Origin of the sequence: Curtobacterium sp. MCJR17_020 (assembly GCF_003234365.2) — a bacterium.
Taxonomy (GTDB): domain Bacteria; phylum Actinomycetota; class Actinomycetes; order Actinomycetales; family Microbacteriaceae; genus Curtobacterium.
In genome coordinates, this window is record NZ_CP126260.1 from 2,363,190 (window position 1) to 2,381,087 (window position 17,898).

A 17,898-nucleotide genomic window follows, 5' to 3' on the forward strand; every position below is an offset into this window, starting at 1 on the left:
GACGTCGGGCGACGTCGACGGTGTCGTTCCGAGTCGATCAGGCCGTCGCGGCCTCGCGTCGGGCAGCGCGACGCCGCACCACCAGGTCCCCGACCGCCAGCACGAGCGCGAGCGCCATCAGCGACACCGTGAACGTCGTGCCGCTCCGGAACGCGTCGTGGTACGCATCGAGCCGACTCCCGCCGGAACCGCCCGAACCGGCAGCAGCACCCCGCACGATCCCGTAGAAGATGCTCGTCGCCACCGCGGTACCGATCGCCGTGCCGACCCGCTGCCCGAGCTGCTGCATCGACCCGGCGACCCCGGACTGCTCCACGGGGATCTCGGCCAGCGTGAGCGTCTGGTTCGGCGACACCACGAACCCGCCGCCGAGCCCGCCGACCAGGAACGCCCCGGCCATCGCCCACGGCGTGATCTCCGGCGGGGTCAGCACCGCGGCGAGCATGAGGAGCACGAAGCCGACGACGACCATGAAGAGCCCGAAGACCACCAGGGCCCGTCCGACCCGGTCGACGATCCGTCCGCCGATGTAGGACCCCACGGCGCTCGTGGCCGCGAACGGGATGCTCACCATGCCGGCGAACAGCGGTGACAGCCCGAGCCCCTCCTGCAGGAACAGCGTCACCATCAGGAAGGACGCCGGGATCGCCGCGAAGTAGACGGCCACGATCGACAGCCCGTTGCGGTACGACGACAGCCGGAACAGCTCGAAGTGCACCACCGGCGACTTGCCCTGCTGCTTGTACCGGACCTCCCAGAGCACGAACAGGCCGAGGAACACGACGAAGGCGATCAGCCAGAGCCACCGGGCACCGGAGTCGCCGGCACCCGTGGTGAGCACGAACGGCAGCATCAGCGTGATGATGGCGGCGCCGAGCAGCAGGATGCCGACGATGTCCAGCTCGCGGTCCTTCGCCTGACCCTGCGCCCCCTTGGGCAGCAGCCGCATCGCGAAGAACAGCGCGACGAGCCCGAGCGGCACGTTCATCCAGAACAGCAGCCGCCACCCGTTCTCCTCGCCGCCGATCGCGATGAGGCCACCGCCGATCGTCGGGCCGAGTGCCGTCGAGATGCCGATCATGGCGCCGAACAGCCCGAAGGCCCGTCCGCGCTCCGGGCCCCGGAACAACTGCTGCACGAGCCCGATCACCTGCGGCATCTGGGTGCCGGCGGCGAAGCCCTGCAGGATCCGCGTGACCATGAGCACCTCGATGGTCGGCGCCACGGCGCAGAGCAGGCTCGACACGGTGAACGCCACGAGCCCGATGATGAACAGGGCACGGCGGCTCTTCAGGTCGCCGAGCCGGCCGGCGGGCACGAGGGCGAGGCCGAACGCCAGCGCGTACCCCGCCACGATGAGCTGCAGCGACGAACTGGTGGCGTCGAGGGACTTCTCGATCGACGGCAGCCCGACGTTGACCTTCGACAGGTCGAGGATCGTCAGGGCGGCCACCGCGACGCACACGGCGAAGGCCCTCCAGCGCGTGCGGTCGTCGAGGCGGGCGTCGGTCGGGTCAGCGCTGGACATCACCATCGTTCGTACACCGACCGGCCTCCGGGCGGGCGAGACCCACCCCACGGGTGGGTGACACCCCCTCGTCATGGCCCCCCGGACTGGGGGCACCGTTGCCGGATACGCGGTGCGCGGGGCGGCTCAGATGGCCAGGACCTGAGTTATCGTGCTCGTACGGAAGGTCACGCAAGCACCTGGATTCCCTAGATCCGAGTGCACGTGCACGGCCTCCCGTGTTCGTCCGAAGACCCTAACCCGAGGGGTGATACAGACGATGACATCATCGTTCCCGAGCGGAACCGAGTGCACCCTCACTCGTCGACCGCATTCAATCCACGACAGCTCCGGCGCGCGCGCAGTCGCCGCCATCCGTCCGCACTCCGACACGGCCACCCACCGTGCAGCAGTCCGGTCCGCCTCACGGCGCCCCGTCGCAGCGTTCACCGCGTTCGCCGACGACCTCTCCGCAGGATCCGCTTCCGGGCCCGGAGGCCGGTGAGTCATGGCACTCACCGGTCGACGTCTCGAGGTCGACCGGATCGCGACCCTCGCTGTACTCCCTCGGGAGTCCGCGATGGTCGTGGTCGGCGACCCTGGTTCCGGACGCAGCAGCGTCCTCGACGCGGTCTCGAACCGCGTTTCCCTCCCCGTCGTGCGGGTCGGTGTCAACGGGAGTGAATCCCGTTGGCCGCTGGCCGGCGTGACCTCCTTGTTCACCGCGCTCGACGACCCCCGTGCGACGGCCCACATCGCCCATCTCCTGCAGACGGGTGAGACGGCGGTCCCCGTGACCGCCGGACTGGCGGCGGCGCACGACTTCCTCGACGCCGTGCACGCCCTCACCCTGCCGCCGACGCTCGTGCTGATCGACGACCTCGACCGCATGGACGTCGAGAGCCAGGAGCTCATCGCGTTCCTCGCCGGCCGACTCGCAGGCACCGCCCTGCGCGTCGTGGCGACGGTCCGTTCGGTGCCGTCGGACGGTCCGCTCGCGGCCCTGCCGGCGCTCCGCATCGAGCCGCTGCCGTCCGACGAGGCACTCATCCTCGCCCGGACCATGGCACCGGAAGAAGCGAACGACGGCGTCCTCGCCGTCCTCGCCGCGGAGACCGGGGGCAACCCCGGCGCGCTCCGCGAACAACTCGCGGTGCTCAGCCGCGAGCAGCTCGCCGGCGCGGAGCCGATCGTGCTCCCGCTCCGACCCACTCCGACGACCGAGGCCCTCGCAGCCCTCGCACTCGGGTCCGCCGCGGGACGAGATCTGGACGTCCTCGCGAAACTCGCCCTGGTGCCGGTCGCGAAGACCACGGCCTGGGACCGCGACGAGTTGGACGACCTGGTCGGAGCAGGCCTCGCCACCGTGCGGGGCCAGAGCGTGACGGTCCGCGACCCCCTGGTCCGGTCCGCGCTGTACTGGCGGATGCCCGCCCGTGACCGCCGCGCGGCGCACGCCGCGCTGGCCACGGCGAGCGCCGAGTCCGACCCGCGGGCAGCCGCGTGGCACCGGAGCTTCGTCGACGACGTCCCCGACGTGGTCGCGCTGCTCAGCGCCGCACGGTCCTACGTGGTGGACGGCAACGTGCACGCCGCGATCGCCCTCACCGAGCGTGCCCTGCACGTCGGTGGTGGCACCGAGGACGAGCTCGTCGCGCTGCTCGGCGTCGCTGAGGCCCTGCTCGGCAACCGGCTGCTCGGCTTCGCCGCGCGCTACCTCGCCGCGCTCCGTCCGTTCCGGACGACGGCGCACGAGGTCCGCCGGCTGCGCCTGCAGTACTCGGCGCAGTACCTCAGCGGCGACGCCGTGCACGCGGACGAACTCCTCGTGTCGGTGGACGCGACCGAGCCGGCCGACGTGGACGCGGTCGCCGGGCTGATGGCCATGGTGGCGTGCTTCCGAGCCGAGGCGTGGGAGCTCGACCAGGCGAAGGACCTGCTGCACCGCGTCGAGCCCCTCGAGGCGTCGGCGTCTCCGCACACGGTGGAGATCACGACGACCGCGCGGGAGCTCATCGCCGCGATCGACGGCACCCTGCCGTCGGACACCGACCTGCACGACGGACTCGCGACGTCGGTGCTGCTGGCGATGTCCGACCCGGCCCTGCTGCTCCTCGCCCACGCGCTGAGCATCGCCGAGCGGTACCGGAGCGCGCGTCGGGTGTTCGCACTCGTCCTCGCCCGCGGCCCGCAGACGGCGCCGGTGTGGATCGAGGCAGCCCGCTACCTGACCGCCGAGAACGAGGTGCGCTCCGGGAACTTCCGGCAGGCGCTCCGCGCGATCGACGTGTGGGAAGCCGGATCCTCGGTGGTCGAGCGGCTCCGTGAGCCGTCGCGGGCCATCGCGATCGCCTGGCGGCACTTCGCCGAGGGGCGCTCGGCCGAGGCCCTCGCCGTCGTCGACCGGTGCCTCGAGCAGCGTTCGACGAGCCGCCTGTGGGGCGCGACGGCGAAGCTGCACGCGCTCCGCGGTCGGGTCCTGCTGCTCGATGGCCGACTGGAGGAGGCAGCCGCCGCACTCGAAGCGGCGGACGCCATCGGCCGGTCCCTGCGGAACCCCGCGGTGCTCCGGCACCTCGGCGACCTGGTCGAGGCGTACGCACGCCTCGGACGGATCGACGACGCCCGCACCATCACCGCTCGGCTCGCTGCGGACCACCACGCCCGACCGGGTCGCTGGGGTGCGCTCGTGCTGGCGAGGAGCCTCGCGCTCGTCGCCGACGACACCACCCGTGACACCGCCCGTCGCCGCGCGTTGGAGCTGTTCCAGCCGCACGACTCGCAGTTCGAGCGGGCACGGACGTTCGCGGCCCTCGCGACGGTCGGCAGCCCCGCCGAGCGTCCGCGTCTCGGTGCGGCGGCAGCGGCAGCGTACGAGGCGGCCGGCATGCGCCGTCCCCTCGTCACCCCCGCACCGGCAGCGGCCATGCCGCCGTTCGGCACGGGGCCGTCGCTCCGGTCCGCACCGGTGCTGTCCGCGTCGATGCCGGGGACGCCCCGGAGCGCTCCGGACGCCTCCGCGGTGCTCACCTCGCTCACGGCCGAGGAGCGCGCCGTGGTGCAGAAGGTGACGGAGGGCTACCGCAACCGCGAGATCGCGTCGTCGCTGTTCATGTCGCAGCGCACGGTGGAGCTGCGGCTCACGCAGATCTACCGCAAGGTGGGCGCGCGGTCGCGCTCCCACCTGGTCGCGCTGCTCACGTAGTCGACGCGAGCACAAGACGGACGGGAGGCCCGGTACCAGCTGGTACCGGGCCTCCCGTCCGTCTTTTCCATGGTCAGAACGCGGCGCGCGTTGCGGGAGTCCGCACGCGACCGCACCGCGGCGTCCCCCGCACGCGGGGAACCGCAAGAGCAGTCGACGACTGTTGCCGTGGCGGCGTCGCGGGGTGAGGCTTCTCATGCACCGACCGCCGTGCCCCTCCCCAGGGGCCAGACCGCGGTACCCCGTCCGGTACCCGAACCTCGTGGCCCACCCACTCCGTCGTCCGTCCTCGCCTGATCCGAGGACGGGCGCCGGTCAGGACCGCGAGGACCCGGACGCGCGGCAGACCCGACGGCGGTCGGTGCCGAACCCCCGCTCCACTCCCCCACCCCGTTCCCCCGAAGGGACAGCCGATGTGCGGCATCATCGCGGCCCGCGTGTCTGACGACGCGACGCCCTACCTGCTCGACGGACTCGAACGACTCGAGTACCGCGGCTACGACTCCGCCGGCATCGCCGTCCGGACCGCCGCCGGACGCACCGAGACGATCCGATCGGTCTCCCGCGTCGGGGACCTGCGCACGCTCGTCGCCGCCCGGTCCGGCGACGCCCTGACCGGCGTCGGCATCGGCCACACCCGCTGGGCCACGCACGGCGCCGTGCGCGAGGCGAACGCCCACCCGCACGCCGACTGCTCACGCCGGATCAGCATCGTGCACAACGGCATCATCGAGAACGCCGAGCGCCTGCGCGACATGCTCACGGCGCAGGGCCACCGGTTCCGCTCCGAGGTCGACTCCGAGGTCATCGCGCACCTCGTCGAGCGCGCCCTGGCCGTCGACCCGGACCTGATGCTCGCCGTGCAGATCGCGACCGCGCAGCTCGAGGGGTCGTGGGCGATCGTCGTCCTCGACGCCCGCGACGGCCGGATGGTCGTGGCCGCGGACCGTTCTCCGCTCGTCGTCGCCCGGTCCGCCCGCGGCGACTTCGTGGCGAGCGACATCGGTGCGATCGCCGAGTGGTGCGAGACCTTCGTGGCGCTCCGCGACGGTGACGTCGTCGAGCTCGGCGAGGCCTGGACCTGGTCGTCGAACGGGATCACCGTGCCCGTGCCGTTCCCGACCCCGTCGCCGTTCGCCGCCACCGCGCTGGACCTCGGCGACCACCCCGACCACATGGCGAAGGAGATCGGCGAGCAGGCCGACGTCGTCAGCACGATCCTGGACCGCATCGCCCGCCGCACCGCGGACGGCAGCATGTGGGTCGGCCTCGGGCTGCCCGCCTTCCAGCGCCTGGCGATCGTCGCGTGCGGCACCTCGCTCAACGCCGGCCAGGTGATCGCCACCGCGCTGCGTGGCATCGGCGGCGTCCCCACCGACATCGTCGTCGCCAGTGAGGCCGACCAGGCCGTGCTCGGCCCCGACACCCTGGTCGTCGCGATCAGCCAGTCCGGCGAGACCGCCGACGTCCTCCGCGCGCTCGACCGCTTCGAGGACCGCCACCCGGTGCTCGCGCTGACGAACAACGTGCACTCCTCGCTGGCCCGTCGCGCCGACGCCGTGCTCGACTGCCACGCGGGTCCGGAGATCGGTGTCGCCGCGACGAAGACGTTCACCGCGCAGGTCGTCGTCGGTGTCGCCGCGGTGATCTCCGCACTCGTGGCGTCCGGCCGCATCGAGGTCGCACGTGCCCACGCGCTCGTCGACGAGCTCCTCGACCTGCCGGCACGCATCGAGCACGCCACGCAGGTGTCCGCCGACCGGATGCCGCTCCTGGTGTCGAGCGTGAAGGAGGCCACCGGCTTCCTGTTCCTCGGCCGCGGTGCCGGCCTGCCGTACGCCGCCGAGGGCGCACTCAAGCTCAAGGAGCTCAGCTACCGCTGGGCCGAGGCGTACCCCGCGGGTGAACTGAAGCACGGTCCGCTCGCACTCGTCGACGAGGGCACCCCCGTCGTCGTGATCGACCACGGCGAGCCGAAGATCCAGTCGGCGATCGCCGAGGTCCGGGCCCGCGGCGGGTTCGTCATCACCATCGGCGGCGACGGGTCGGACATCCCGGCGCTCGGCAGCCGCGGCACCGGCGGACTCGCCTGGGGCGCCATGGCGGCGCCGTGGGGTCCGCTCGAGGCCGTCGTGCCGCTGCAGATGCTCGCCCGCGAACTCGCGCTGCAGCTCGGCTGCGACGTCGACAAGCCGCGCAACCTGGCCAAGTCGGTGACGGTCGAGTGATGCGCGGTCGGATGAACCACCTGACGACGTTCCTGGTCGTGCTCACGGCGTTCGCGATCGCCATGACGACGGTGCTCGTCGTCGTGGTGGCCGGGCCGACCGTCCTGGGCTGACCCCGGCGCGCGGTCAGACCAGCGCGCGCACGCCCGCCACGACGGTGTCCCAGACCTCGAGCAGCGGGACCCGTGCGAGCCACACCGCGATGCCGTTCACCAGCACGAACAGCACGAACCAGACTCCGGCCGGCACCCGCATCTCGGCCGCGGCGATGTGGAAGTCCGTCTGCACGCGGGCACCGGTGAGCAGCCACCGCGCGACCTGCACGACCGACCGCAGTCCGTCGACGACGAAGAACGCCCCGACGGCGGCGACCACGAGCACCGTGGTCTCGGACGGACGCAGTGCCACCCACAGCGCCAGGACGTCGAACCCGAGCACGACGAGCAGCCCGAACCAGTTCCGCACGAACACCAGCGCCACGAGCCCGATCACACCGAGCACGGCGACGGGCAGCCACCGCGAGCCGTGCAGCACCCCGGTGACCAGCAGCACCCCGGCCCAGAGCGGTGCGCTGTACCCGGCGTAGAGGTTGAGGATCCGGACGAGCCAGCGGATGCCGCCGGGGACCCGACCGAGCTGGACCCAGGCCTCGCCGGAGCCGTCCGGGTGCAGGTCGATGCGCTGGATGCGGCCACCGAACGGGACGACGACGATGCAGTGCCCGACCTCGTGAGCGATGGTCGCGGCGATCCGGGCGACACGTCCGACGAGCGGCAGGAACGGCAGGAGCGCGCCGACGACGAGCGCGACGAACACGAGGGGCGGGGCTGCGGTGGTCAAGGGACCAGCATCGCAGCCCTGCCCGTCATCACACCTGGGAGGATGGTGCGGTGCTGCTCGACATCGTCACCACCGCCCTCGCCACCGCTGACGATCGGCACCGCGATGCGTTCGCCGCGTTCGTCGCCGCCGGAGGGGATGCCTCCCTGTGGCGTGACGGCGGCCCGGAGCACCTCACCGCGTCGTGCTTCGTGTTCTCGCCGGACCTGGCCCGGGTGCTGCTCTGCCTGCACCGCAAGGGCGGCTTCTGGGTGCAGTTCGGCGGGCACCTCGAGCCGTCGGATGCCTCGTTGGCCGACGCCGCTCGTCGCGAGGCCCGCGAGGAGTCCGGCATCACCGACCTCGAACTCCTCGACGGCCGCATCGCGGACCTGGACCGGCACGAGCTCGGCGGCGGGTTCACCTGCGCGGCGCACTGGGACGTCGGCTTCGTCGCCCTCGCCGACCCGTCGGTGGTGACGGCCGTCAGCGATGAGAGCGACGACGTCCGCTGGTTCGCGCTCGACGCCCTGCCGGCCGAGATCCCGCCGGGGCTGCCCGGCCGACTGTCGGCGGCCGTCGCATCGGTCGGGTACCGGGGCTGACGGCTCGCGCGTCGTGCTCGCACGACGTCCGCGACGATCCACGCGGTGATCGACTCGTGGCGTGTCGAAAAGCAGGTGCGCAGCCCCCGTTCCGCGTAACGGAACGCCGCAATCGCCTGTCCACGCAGCGAAGGCTGCGAGGCTACCGCCAGACGACTCCCGGAGGTGTCCCATGGCGAACGACGATCACGGTTTCTCGACCGAACAGGTGCACGGCGGCTTCGTGCCCGACGCAGGGCACGGCGCACGGATCCCCGCCATCCACATGTCCTCCGGCTTCCTGTTCGACGACTTCGACCAGGCGCGCGACCGCTTCGCCGGCACCGAGGACGGCTACACCTACACCCGCCTCGGCAACCCGACGAACGCCGACGTCGAGCGCCGCGTCGCCCTGCTCGAGCGGGGCGTCGAGGCGATCCTCGTCGGCAGCGGCCAGGCGGCGGCCACCATCGCGTTCCTCGGCCTCCTGCAGGCCGGCGACCACGTCGTCGCCGCCCGCAGCATCTACGAGGGCACCAAGGGGCTGCTCGTGCAGAACCTCGGCCGCCTCGGCATCGAGGTCGACTTCGTCGCCGACCAGCGCGACCTCGACGAGTGGGCACGGCTCGTCCGCCCGAACACGAAGGCGTTCTTCGCCGAGACGATCCCGAACCCGAAGAACGACGTCCTCGACATCACCGGCGTCGCCGACACCGCGCACCGTGCCGGCGTCCCCCTGATCGTCGACAACACGCTGGCGACGCCGTACCTGGTCCGCCCGGTCGAGCACGGCGCCGACATCGTCATCCACTCGGCCTCGAAGTTCCTGTCCGGCCACGGCGCGGGTCTGGGCGGCGTGGTCGTCGACGGCGGCACGTTCGACTGGTCCGCCTCCCCCGAGCGCTGGCAGCACCTCACCAGCCCGGAGCGGTCGCTCGGCGGCGACAGCTACGTCGAGCGCTACGGCAACCGGGCGTTCGTCGTCTTCGCCCGTGACGTCGTCGCCTCGCGCATCGGCCCCACCCCGTCGCCGTTCAACGCGTTCCTGATCCGCCAGGGCATCGAGACGCTGAGCCTGCGCGTGGAACGCCACAGCGCGAACGCGCTGGCGGTGGCGCAGTGGTTGGAAGCACAGCCGGAGGTGACGAGCGTCGACCACGCGGGTCTGGCCTCCAGTCCGTTCCACGACCTCGCCCAGCGCTACCTGCCGCGCGGGGCCGGCTCCGTCTTCGCGTTCACGCTGGCGGGCGGCGAAGCCGCCGCGCACACCTTCATCGACAGCGTCCAGCTGTTCAGCCGGATGACCCACCTGGGCGACGTCCGCTCGTTGATCCTGCACCCCGCGACGACGACGCACGCCGGCAAGACCGCCGCGGAGCGCGCCGACCAGGGCATCGACGACGGCCTGATCCGGCTGTCCGTCGGCATCGAGGACGTCGCGGACCTGCTCCGCGACCTGGAGCGCGGGTTCGCCGCGTTGCGTTCTGCAGACGGCAGAGTCGGTCTGGAGGCCCGTGGCGCGTCCGACGCGGAGCGCGCGTCCCTGGAACACTCGGTCCCAGGCACGCACGTGATCTCGGAGGAGCTCTAGACGATGGCACGACCGCAACACTTCGGGTACTTCTTCTCACGCGGGTTCGGCCCGCAGGCGTGGGGGCGCTCGGACTGGGACTGGGGCCACGACTGGACCAAGCCCGACCTGTACCAGCAGTCCGTCCGCACGCTCGAGCAGGCCGGCATGGACCTGGTCATCGCCGAGGACGCCATCTCGCTCGGCAACCCGTCGACGCTCGACCTGCGCATCCGCCAGGCGTACGGCGGCCCGAAGCACGACCCGCTGCTGCTCGCGCCGTACCTGTTCGCGGCGACCTCGCACATCGGCATCGCGCCGACCGTCAACGCAGGGTTCACCCCGCCGTACCTGGCTGCACGACAGTTCGCCACGCTGGCGCACCTCTCCTCCGAGCGGCTCGGCATCAACGTCGTGACCGACGTCGGCAGTGCCCGGCACGCCGGTCTGCCGCCGCTGCCGCACGACCAGGCCTACGACCGGGCCGAGGAGTGGATCACGCTGCTCCGCCGGCTCTGGGGGTCGTGGGGATCCGGGTTCATCGGGAACCGATCGGACTGGAGTTTCGCCGACGGTGACGCGCTCGACGCCTTCCACCACGAGGGCGAGCACTTCACCGCCGACGGTCCGCTCAACGCACTGCCGCTCGACTCGGACCCGGTGGTCGTCTCCCCCGGTGGCTCCGGTCGGGGCCTCGCGTTCGCCGGCACCCACTCGGACGTGCAACTCGCGCTCGCGCCGTTGTCGGCGTCGGCTGTGCGGGACTACCGCGCTCGGGTGGTCTCCGCGGCCGCCGTCGCCGGGCGTTCCGCGGACTCCCTGCGGATCCTGTTCGTCCTGAAGCCCGAGATCGTGTCGTCCCCCGAGGAAGCCGACCGGATCGTGTCCGCTTCGAGGCATCCGTCCGACGACGACCTGCGGACCGCGGCGATCGCGTGGTCGAGCGACTCCGAGACGGACCTGCTCGCGCTCGACCTCGACGCTCCCGTGCCGGACGGGACCTTCGGTGACCACGTCTCCGCCGGCACGATCCGCGGGCTGCTCGGCGACACCCCGGACGCCCCGCTGCGTGCGCTTCTGGAACGCAAGGCCCGCAAGGGTCGGGTGTCCTCGCGCGAGGGCTTCGTCGGGACCGCCGACGAGTTCGCGGACTTCATCGAGGAGCTCGGGTCGGACGCCGACAACGACGGCATCATCTTCTCGGGCGACCTGCACCCGGCGCAGATCCACCGGATGTTCGGCGACCTGGTGCCGGTGCTCCGGCGCCGTGGGCTCCTGCGGCGGGAGTACGGCGCCGGGGGCATCCGGGCGAACCTGTTCGACTTCTAGTGGTGGACCGGCTCGACCACGCCTGATTCCTCGACGTCACGGACGTCGTCGGCCGTGCGGAGGATCTCCGCACGGTCCGACGCGGAGTTGATCGCCCAGTAGTAGACCACCAGCGAGAACACCGCGACGACGACGATGTCGATCCACAGCGGGAACACCGGGTGCGTCAGCGGACCGAAGTCGCTGAGGAACACGATGAGTCCCATGCCGATCAGGTAGGGCAGCAGCCACTGTGCGGCCTTCCAGTCCCATCGCGGCCGGACGCTCGACCGGCCACGGAACACGTTGTTCAGGACGATCACCACCGCACCGATGAGGATCGCGACGCCGAGCTTCCAGTCGGTGTCCCACCCGGTCCACAGGATGATGAGGTTCGCGACGATGAACGCGATCGGCGACAGCACCGCAGCGGCGGGCATCCGGTAGGGACGTTCGATCTCCGGGATCCGCTTCCGGAACGCACCGAGCGCCAACGGGGCACCGGCGTACATCAGGACCGACGCGCTCGTGATGAGGCTCACCAACCCCTGCCACGACGGGAACGGTGCGAAGCACGCGCACCCGACGACGAACGCCGTGACGAGCCCGACCCACGGCACGCCCTGCTTCGTCGTCCACTCGAACGCCTTCGGGAAGTACCCGTTGCGACTGAGTCCGTAGGAGATGCGGCTCGTCGCCGTCACGTAGATCAGCCCGGTCCCCGCGGGCGAGATGATCGCGTCGATGAAGATGACCACCGCCAGCCAGGTGATGCCCGCTGCCATCGCGATGTCGGCGAACGGCCCCGTGTACTTCGTGAAGTCGGCCGTGGCCCAGGACCCCTGGATCGCGTCCGACCGGAGCACCCCGAGGAACACGACCTGCAGCAGCAGGTAGATCACCAGCCCGATGAGCACCGAGCCGATGACGGCACGCGGGATGTCCCGTCGCGGGTTCTTCGCCTCACCCGCGAGCTGGTCGGCCTGCTCGAAGCCGAGGAAGGCGAAGATGATGCCGGAGGTGGACACGGCCGCGAGGACCCCCTTGGCCCCCTCGGGCATGAAGCCGTCGGCCGCCGTGAAGTTCGAGCCGTGGAACCCGCTGAACGCCAGCACGATGATGACCAGCAGCGGGATGGCGACCTTCCACCACGTCGCCGCCGAGTTCGTGTTCGCGAGGATCCGGACGCTGAGCAGGTTGATCACGGTGACCACCGCCATGAGGACGACGGCGACCGCGATGCCCGCGCCGGTGAGCAGCTGCTGCGTCTCCCCGTCCACCGTCGTGGTGTGCAGCCACGGGTGCGCGAACTGCCAGTGCTGCGCGTACTTGATCATCGCCTCGACCTCGATCGGGGCGACGGTCACGGACTGCAACCAGGAGAACCAGCCGAACGACGCACCGGCGATGCCCCCGAACGCGATGTGCGGGAACCGCGCCGTTCCGCCAGCGATCGGGAACATGCCGCCGAGTTCGGCGTGCACGAGGGCGAGGACGAGGATCGCCACACCACCGATGAGCCACGAGATGATCGCGGCCGGCCCGGCGGTCTTCAGGGCCTCCTGCGACCCGAAGAGCCAACCGGAGCCGATGATCGAGCCCGTCGAGGCCCAGATGAGCCCGATGAAGCCCACGTTCCGCTTGAGGCCGGAGTCCGGCAACGCCGGCGTCGTCGTTGTAGCCACTGCTGCTCCCGTCGAGTGAGCGGGACCCCACGAACGGGGGTCGCGCTCATCGACTCTGGCACCGGGACAGCGGGTTGGCCGAATTTCTTAACACGCCGGAAACAATTGTGCTGTATAAGCACTCAGGCTGCTACTTCTTGGACTTCTTCTTCTTGTCGGACTTCTTCTTCTTGTCGGACTTCTTCTTGTCGGACTTCTTCTTCTTGCCGTCTTCCTGCTTCTTCTTGCCGTCGTCCTGCTTCTTGGACGGCTTCTTCTCGTCCTTCTGCAGCTTCTTGCCGTCACCCGCATGCTGCTTCTGCTGCGCTTCCCCGGAGGGCAGCGGCAGGACCGGGGCCAGTTCCGGCGACTCGACCCCGTCGATCGGCTCGACGACCACGGCGGAACCCGTGTCCAGCGTGACGTCCACCACGTGTTCCTCGAGCACGGGAGCGAGCGCGTCGGTGACCCGCTCGACGGTGAGCACGGCATCGTCCTCGGCGAGCCGCAGCAGCGCCTGCGCGGTCCGCACCCGGGTCGTGGTCTTGCGTGCCAGGACGTCGGCCCGAGCCCCTTCGAGGAACGTGCGGAGCGTCCGCTCGACGACCGACCGCCCACGCGGCGCAGCGCGGTCCAAGCGGTCCAGCTCACCGGCGACCCCGGCCACGTCATCCGCGACGTGCTCGTGCCGCACCGACTCGATCAGCGCGGCGATCGCTGCAGCACCCCGCTCGACAGCAGTCGAGCGCTGGTCGAGCACGACGAGCATCTCGACGACCGAACCGTAGGTGACGGTCTCGAGGCGGACGGGCTCGGCACCCCGGCCGCGGACGACCAGGCGAGCGTCGGGCGTGGGCAACCAGGCGGCGAGGGCAGCGACCGTCGCGACGGACCCGACGATCCGCTCGTAGTCGGCGAGGACCACTCGCTCCTGTTCGCGCAGACGGACTCGGATCGCGATCTCCTGCACCACGTGGGGGCCTTCCGTTCGGGGTCGGCGCGGGCGTTTCCCTGCGCCTCCCCCGGAGCGTAGTCCCCTGACGTGGCGAGACAGCGAACGCCCCGGCATCGTCCAGGGACGGTGACGGGGCGTTCGTGCAACACGTGGTGACAGCGGCTCGACGACCGGCGAATGGTGGAGATGGGGGGAATCGAACCCCCGTCCATCGCTGCAATTCGACGTCTTCTACGGGCGTATCCGGATGGTTCGTTCTGCTCGGCCCCGTCCTTTGCTACCGGCTTCTAGGACGACGGGCCCAGTCTCAGTGCAAGTCCCGCACGGCCCTGAGGCGCAACCGTGCAGCAAGTCCTCTGGATGACGCCGGGATCAGGTTAGGGGACGGTCACCTGGCCGACGGACTTCATGTGCTGGGCTGCTTACGCAGCGAGAGCGAAGTCAGTGCGCTTGGAATTGGCACTTGTTGTTTTCCACGGATCGTTCACGAGATAACCGTGGGTCCTCGGCCCGCTTCCCGTCGGCACACAGGCAATGTCGAAACCGATCATCCCCATGCGGGCCGGACGTGCGAGCCGCTGTCACGCTGTTGAGTTGTGTCGCGTCTGCTCCGATGAAGCAGTCCCTCAGTCTAGCTGACCGAGGTGTGACGCGCTACTCGCCGACGCGGTTCTTCGTGCGCATGGCCCGCTCGGCCTCACGCTTGTCGGTCTTCTCCCGCATGGCCTGACGCTTGTCGAACTCGCGCTTGCCCTTGGCGACCGCGATCTCGATCTTGGCACGACCGTCGTGGAAGTAGATCTGCAGCGGCACGAGGGTGTAGCCGCCCTGTGACGTCTTGTGCGAGATCTTCACGATCTGCTGCTTGTGCAGGAGCAGCTTCCGCTTGCGCCGGGGTGAATGGTTGTTCCACGTGCCCTCGGTGTACTCGGGGATGTGCACCGCATCGATCCAGGCTTCGCCCCGGTCGATGTAGGCGTACCCGTCGACCAACGAGGCACGACCCATGCGCAGGGACTTCACCTCGGTGCCGGACAGGACCATGCCGGCCTCGTACGTGTCCTCGATGAGGTAGTCGTGTCGGGCGCGACGGTTCGTCGCGACGATCTTCTCACCGCGTTCCTTCGCCATGACGACTCCTCTCGTTCCGGGCACTGCACTGCGCAGCCCTACAGACTACCCAACAGCGGACGCCGCACGCACCTTCCCGGCGCGGCGGATCAGACCTTGAGGTAGCGGCGGATGGCGATCGACGCCGACACCGCGGCGAGCAACACCCCGATGACGATCACCGACGGCACCACGATGGCGGCGTCGCCCATGCCGATGAACGCCGTGCCGGTGAAGCGCTCGGCCAGGAAGTTCCGGACGAAGAACCACACCACGGCGGTGATGGCACCACCCGCCAGGACGGCTCCGATGGCGGCGGCGATCACCCCCTCGAGCACGAACGGCGTCTGGATGAACCGGTTCGACGCACCGACCAGCCGCATGATGCCGAGCTCTCGCCGGCGACTGAAGGCGGACAACCGGATCGTGGTCGCGATGAGGAGCACGGCGGCGACGAGCATGAGCGCCGCGATGCCGATCGCCGTGTACGACGACGCGTTGAGCAGGTTGAAGATCGGTTGCAGGTAGCCGCGTTGGTCGACGACGCTCTGCACACCGGCGACCTTCGACAGGCTCTCGACGAGGACGTCGGCCTGCGACGGGTTCTTCAGGTTCACCCAGAACGTCTCGTTGAGGTACTCGGGCTTGACGAACTCTGTCGCCGCCGAGTCCTTGAACTGCTCCTTGAAGCGGGTGAACGCCTGGTCCTGGTCCTCGTAGTACGTCTTCTCGATGTACGGCTTGAGGGTGGACGACTCGAGCTGGGCCTGGACCTGCTTCCGCTGGTCCTCGGTGGCCTTGGCACCCGTGCAGTTGCCGGTGGTGTCGGTGTCGGTGCACAGGTAGACGGCGACCTGCGCCCGGTCGTACCAGTACCCCTTCATCTGGTTGATCTGCATCTGGAGCAGGATCGCGGTCCCGACGAAGGTGAGCGAGATGAAGGTCACGAGGACGACGGACACGACCATCGACGCGTTGCGCCGCAGGCCCGAGCCGACCTCGGACATGACGAGCCCGAGCCTCATCGGATGAGCCCCGGGATGGTCTGGATGCCGGTCGTGTTCGAGACGGTTCCGCGCTGGATCGGGACCGCCTGGGTCTGGTAGCCGCCGGACTGCTCGTCACGGAGGACCGTGCCGTTCGACAGCTCGATGACCCGACGCTGCATCTGGTTCACGATGCTGGCGTCGTGGGTCGCCATGAGCACAGTGGTGCCTCCCTGGTTGATGCGTTCGAGGAGCGCCATGATGCCGGCGGACGTGGTGGGGTCCAGGTTGCCGGTGGGCTCGTCGGCCAGCAGGATCGCCGGCTTGTTGACGACGGCGCGGGCGATCGCCACGCGCTGCTGCTCACCACCGGAGAGCTCGTGCGGCATGCGGGTCGCCTTGCCCGCGAGACCGACGAGCTTCAGCACGTCGGTGACGGCCTCGCTGATGAAGCCCTTGCTCTTGCCGATCACCTGCAGCGAGAACGCGACGTTGTCGAAGACGTTCTTGTTGGGCAGGAGTCGGAAGTCCTGGAACACGACGCCGAGGTTGCGCCGGAAGTACGGGACCTTCCGCGACGCCAGGGAGCCGAGGCGCTGCCCGAGCACGTGGATCTGGCCGCGGGAGGGCTTCTCCTCCTTGAGCACGAGGCGCAGGAAGCTGGACTTGCCGGAACCCGAGGCGCCCACGAGGAACACGAACTCGCCCTTGAGGATCTCGAGGGTGAGGTTGTCGAGCGCCGGACTCGGGTTGCCCGAGTAGACCTTGGTGACCTGGTCGAATTTGATCATGACCGGATCAGGGTAGGTCGCCCCGCTTGGAAAGCAAGCGAGGCGCGCGGCTCACGAACCCCTACGCGTCGACGGATTGCTTGCGCCAGCGGATGCCGGCGTTGATGAAGCCGTCCAGGTCGCCGTCGAACACGGCTGAGGGGTTGTTCACCTCGTGCTCGCTCCGCAGGTCCTTGACCATCTGGTACGGCGCCAGCACGTAGGACCGGATCTGGTCGCCCCAGCTCGCCGTGATGTTGCCGGCGAGCTCCTTCTTCTTCGCGTTCTCCTCTTCCTTCTTCAGGAGGAGCAGGCGCGACTGCAGCACGCGCATGGCGGCCGCACGGTTCTGGATCTGCGACTTCTCGTTCTGCATCGAGACGACGGTGCCGGTCGGGATGTGCGTCAGACGGACCGCGGAGTCGGTCGTGTTGACGGACTGCCCGCCGGGGCCCGACGAGCGGAAGACGTCGACGCGGATGTCGTTCTCCGGGATGTCGATGACCATCGTCTCCGGCATGAGCGGGATGACCTCGACCGCGGCGAACGAGGTCTGCCGCTTGCCCGCGGCGCCGAACGGCGACATGCGGACGAGTCGGTGGGTGCCGGCCTCGATCGACAGGGTGCCGAAGGCGTGGGGGGCGTCGACCTCGAACGTGGCGGACTTGATGCCCGCTTCTTCGGCGTAGGACGTCTCCATCACGGTGGTCTTGAAGCCGTGCTGCTCGGCGTACCGGAGGTACATGCGCATGAGCATCTCGGCGAAGTCCGCGGCGTCGACGCCCCCGGCCCCGGCCCGGATGGTGATCACGGCGGGGCGGTCGTCGTACTCGCCGTCGAGGAGCGTCTGCACCTCGAGGTCGCCCATCGTCTTCTGGATCGCCTTGAGCTCGGCGACGGCTTCGTCCGCCGAGTCCTGGTCGTCGCCCTCGTTCGCCATCTCGACCAGCACCTCGAGGTCGTCGATGCGTCGCTCGGTGTCGGTGATCTTCTTGAGCTCCGACTGCCGGTGCGAGAGCGCGCTCGTCACCTGCTGCGCGTGCTCGACGTCGTCCCAGAGGTCCTGGGCGCCCGCCTGCTCGCTGAGGTCGGCGATCTCACGCTGCAGGCGGTCGACGTCGACCACCGAGCGGATGTTGCCGAAGGTCTCTCGGAGGGCGGAGAGCTGCTCGGTGAAGTCCAGTTCGACCAT

Annotated in this window: 14 protein-coding genes and 1 other RNA gene; 6 read left to right on the forward strand and 9 right to left on the reverse strand. The window is 70.0% G+C overall.

The window, feature by feature from the left end; all coding sequences use genetic code 11:
- Positions 1-37 precede the first annotated feature (37 nt).
- The gene (locus tag DEJ14_RS11135; RefSeq protein ID WP_111086432.1) at positions 38-1,528 is read right to left on the reverse strand and encodes an MFS transporter; all 1,491 of its coding nucleotides are present in this window, start codon (positions 1,526-1,528) and stop codon (positions 38-40) included.
- A 487-nt stretch (positions 1,529-2,015) separates the two neighbouring features.
- On the opposite strand from DEJ14_RS11135, the gene DEJ14_RS11140 reads away from it, so the two are divergent.
- The 3 genes from DEJ14_RS11140 to DEJ14_RS11150 all read left to right on the forward strand — a co-directional run bounded on the left by DEJ14_RS11140 (position 2,016) and on the right by DEJ14_RS11150 (position 7,053).
- Positions 2,016-4,712, forward strand: a complete 2,697-nt coding sequence (locus DEJ14_RS11140) for a helix-turn-helix transcriptional regulator (protein WP_111086433.1) — start codon at positions 2,016-2,018, stop codon at positions 4,710-4,712.
- A gap of 413 nt (positions 4,713-5,125) precedes the next feature.
- Complete coding sequence (gene glmS, locus DEJ14_RS11145) at positions 5,126-6,940, forward strand: glutamine--fructose-6-phosphate transaminase (isomerizing) (RefSeq protein WP_111086434.1); 1,815 nt, start codon at positions 5,126-5,128, stop codon at positions 6,938-6,940.
- A complete protein-coding gene (locus DEJ14_RS11150) occupies positions 6,940-7,053 on the forward strand; it encodes a Rax2 family protein (protein ID WP_240347339.1) in 114 nt (37 codons plus the stop codon). Before glmS ends, DEJ14_RS11150 begins: the two co-directional genes overlap by 1 nt.
- Before the next feature lie 13 nt (positions 7,054-7,066).
- Here the strand turns inward: DEJ14_RS11150 and DEJ14_RS11155 are convergent, their stop codons facing one another.
- The gene (locus DEJ14_RS11155; protein ID WP_111086435.1) at positions 7,067-7,780 is read right to left on the reverse strand and encodes a M50 family metallopeptidase; all 714 of its coding nucleotides are present in this window, start codon (positions 7,778-7,780) and stop codon (positions 7,067-7,069) included.
- A 50-nt stretch (positions 7,781-7,830) separates the two neighbouring features.
- Between DEJ14_RS11155 and DEJ14_RS11160 the strand changes: the two genes are divergently transcribed.
- The 3 genes from DEJ14_RS11160 (at position 7,831) to DEJ14_RS11170 (ending at position 11,242) form a co-directional block, all read left to right on the forward strand.
- Positions 7,831-8,364 carry an NUDIX hydrolase gene (locus tag DEJ14_RS11160; protein WP_111086436.1) on the forward strand — a complete coding sequence of 178 codons (534 nt, stop codon included), beginning with the start codon at positions 7,831-7,833 and terminating at the stop codon, positions 8,362-8,364.
- A 172-nt stretch (positions 8,365-8,536) separates the two neighbouring features.
- Positions 8,537-9,934 carry an O-acetylhomoserine aminocarboxypropyltransferase/cysteine synthase family protein gene (locus DEJ14_RS11165; RefSeq protein WP_111086437.1) on the forward strand — a complete coding sequence of 466 codons (1,398 nt, stop codon included), beginning with the start codon at positions 8,537-8,539 and terminating at the stop codon, positions 9,932-9,934.
- 3 nt (positions 9,935-9,937) lie between these two features.
- Complete coding sequence (locus DEJ14_RS11170; RefSeq protein WP_111086438.1) at positions 9,938-11,242, forward strand: LLM class flavin-dependent oxidoreductase; 1,305 nt, start codon at positions 9,938-9,940, stop codon at positions 11,240-11,242.
- Here the strand turns inward: DEJ14_RS11170 and DEJ14_RS11175 are convergent.
- From DEJ14_RS11175 to prfB, 7 genes are all read right to left on the reverse strand, one after another.
- A complete protein-coding gene (locus DEJ14_RS11175; RefSeq protein WP_220036454.1) occupies positions 11,239-12,906 on the reverse strand; it encodes an APC family permease in 1,668 nt (555 codons plus the stop codon). The two genes, DEJ14_RS11170 and DEJ14_RS11175, sit on opposite strands and share 4 nt — an antisense overlap.
- Before the next feature lie 130 nt (positions 12,907-13,036).
- Positions 13,037-13,858 (reverse strand): hypothetical protein, encoded by an 822-nt coding sequence (locus DEJ14_RS11180; protein ID WP_146249819.1) that lies wholly within the window; start codon positions 13,856-13,858, stop codon positions 13,037-13,039.
- Positions 13,859-14,018: 160 nt separating this feature from the next.
- Positions 14,019-14,395: a transfer-messenger RNA gene (ssrA, locus tag DEJ14_RS11185) on the reverse strand.
- Between the two features lie 99 nt (positions 14,396-14,494).
- Positions 14,495-14,971, reverse strand: a complete 477-nt coding sequence (gene smpB / locus DEJ14_RS11190; protein ID WP_111086439.1) for an SsrA-binding protein SmpB — start codon at positions 14,969-14,971, stop codon at positions 14,495-14,497.
- A gap of 89 nt (positions 14,972-15,060) precedes the next feature.
- A complete protein-coding gene (gene ftsX, locus DEJ14_RS11195) occupies positions 15,061-15,975 on the reverse strand; it encodes a permease-like cell division protein FtsX (protein WP_111086440.1) in 915 nt (304 codons plus the stop codon).
- Complete coding sequence (gene ftsE / locus DEJ14_RS11200) at positions 15,972-16,727, reverse strand: cell division ATP-binding protein FtsE (protein WP_111086441.1); 756 nt, start codon at positions 16,725-16,727, stop codon at positions 15,972-15,974. The genes ftsX and ftsE overlap by 4 nt, the downstream gene beginning before the upstream one ends.
- Before the next feature lie 61 nt (positions 16,728-16,788).
- A complete protein-coding gene (prfB, locus tag DEJ14_RS11205; protein ID WP_111086442.1) occupies positions 16,789-17,898 on the reverse strand; it encodes a peptide chain release factor 2 in 1,110 nt (369 codons plus the stop codon).

Bases quoted from the DNA above. Each gene is read 5' to 3' on its own strand.
- ftsX (WP_111086440.1), bottom strand. From the start codon at position 15,975: ATGAGGCTCGGGCTCGTCATGTCCGAGGTCGGCTCGGGCCTGCGGCGC.
- prfB (WP_111086442.1), bottom strand. From the start codon at position 17,898: ATGGTCGAACTGGACTTCACCGAGCAGCTCTCCGCCCTCCGAGAGACC.
- DEJ14_RS11165 (WP_111086437.1), top strand. From the start codon at position 8,537: ATGGCGAACGACGATCACGGTTTCTCGACCGAACAGGTGCACGGCGGC.
- DEJ14_RS11135 (WP_111086432.1), bottom strand. From the start codon at position 1,528: ATGTCCAGCGCTGACCCGACCGACGCCCGCCTCGACGACCGCACGCGC.
- smpB (WP_111086439.1), bottom strand. From the start codon at position 14,971: ATGGCGAAGGAACGCGGTGAGAAGATCGTCGCGACGAACCGTCGCGCC.
- DEJ14_RS11170 (WP_111086438.1), top strand. From the start codon at position 9,938: ATGGCACGACCGCAACACTTCGGGTACTTCTTCTCACGCGGGTTCGGC.
- DEJ14_RS11150 (WP_240347339.1), top strand. From the start codon at position 6,940: ATGCGCGGTCGGATGAACCACCTGACGACGTTCCTGGTCGTGCTCACG.
- DEJ14_RS11140 (WP_111086433.1), top strand. From the start codon at position 2,016: ATGGCACTCACCGGTCGACGTCTCGAGGTCGACCGGATCGCGACCCTC.
- glmS (WP_111086434.1), top strand. From the start codon at position 5,126: ATGTGCGGCATCATCGCGGCCCGCGTGTCTGACGACGCGACGCCCTAC.
- ftsE (WP_111086441.1), bottom strand. From the start codon at position 16,727: ATGATCAAATTCGACCAGGTCACCAAGGTCTACTCGGGCAACCCGAGT.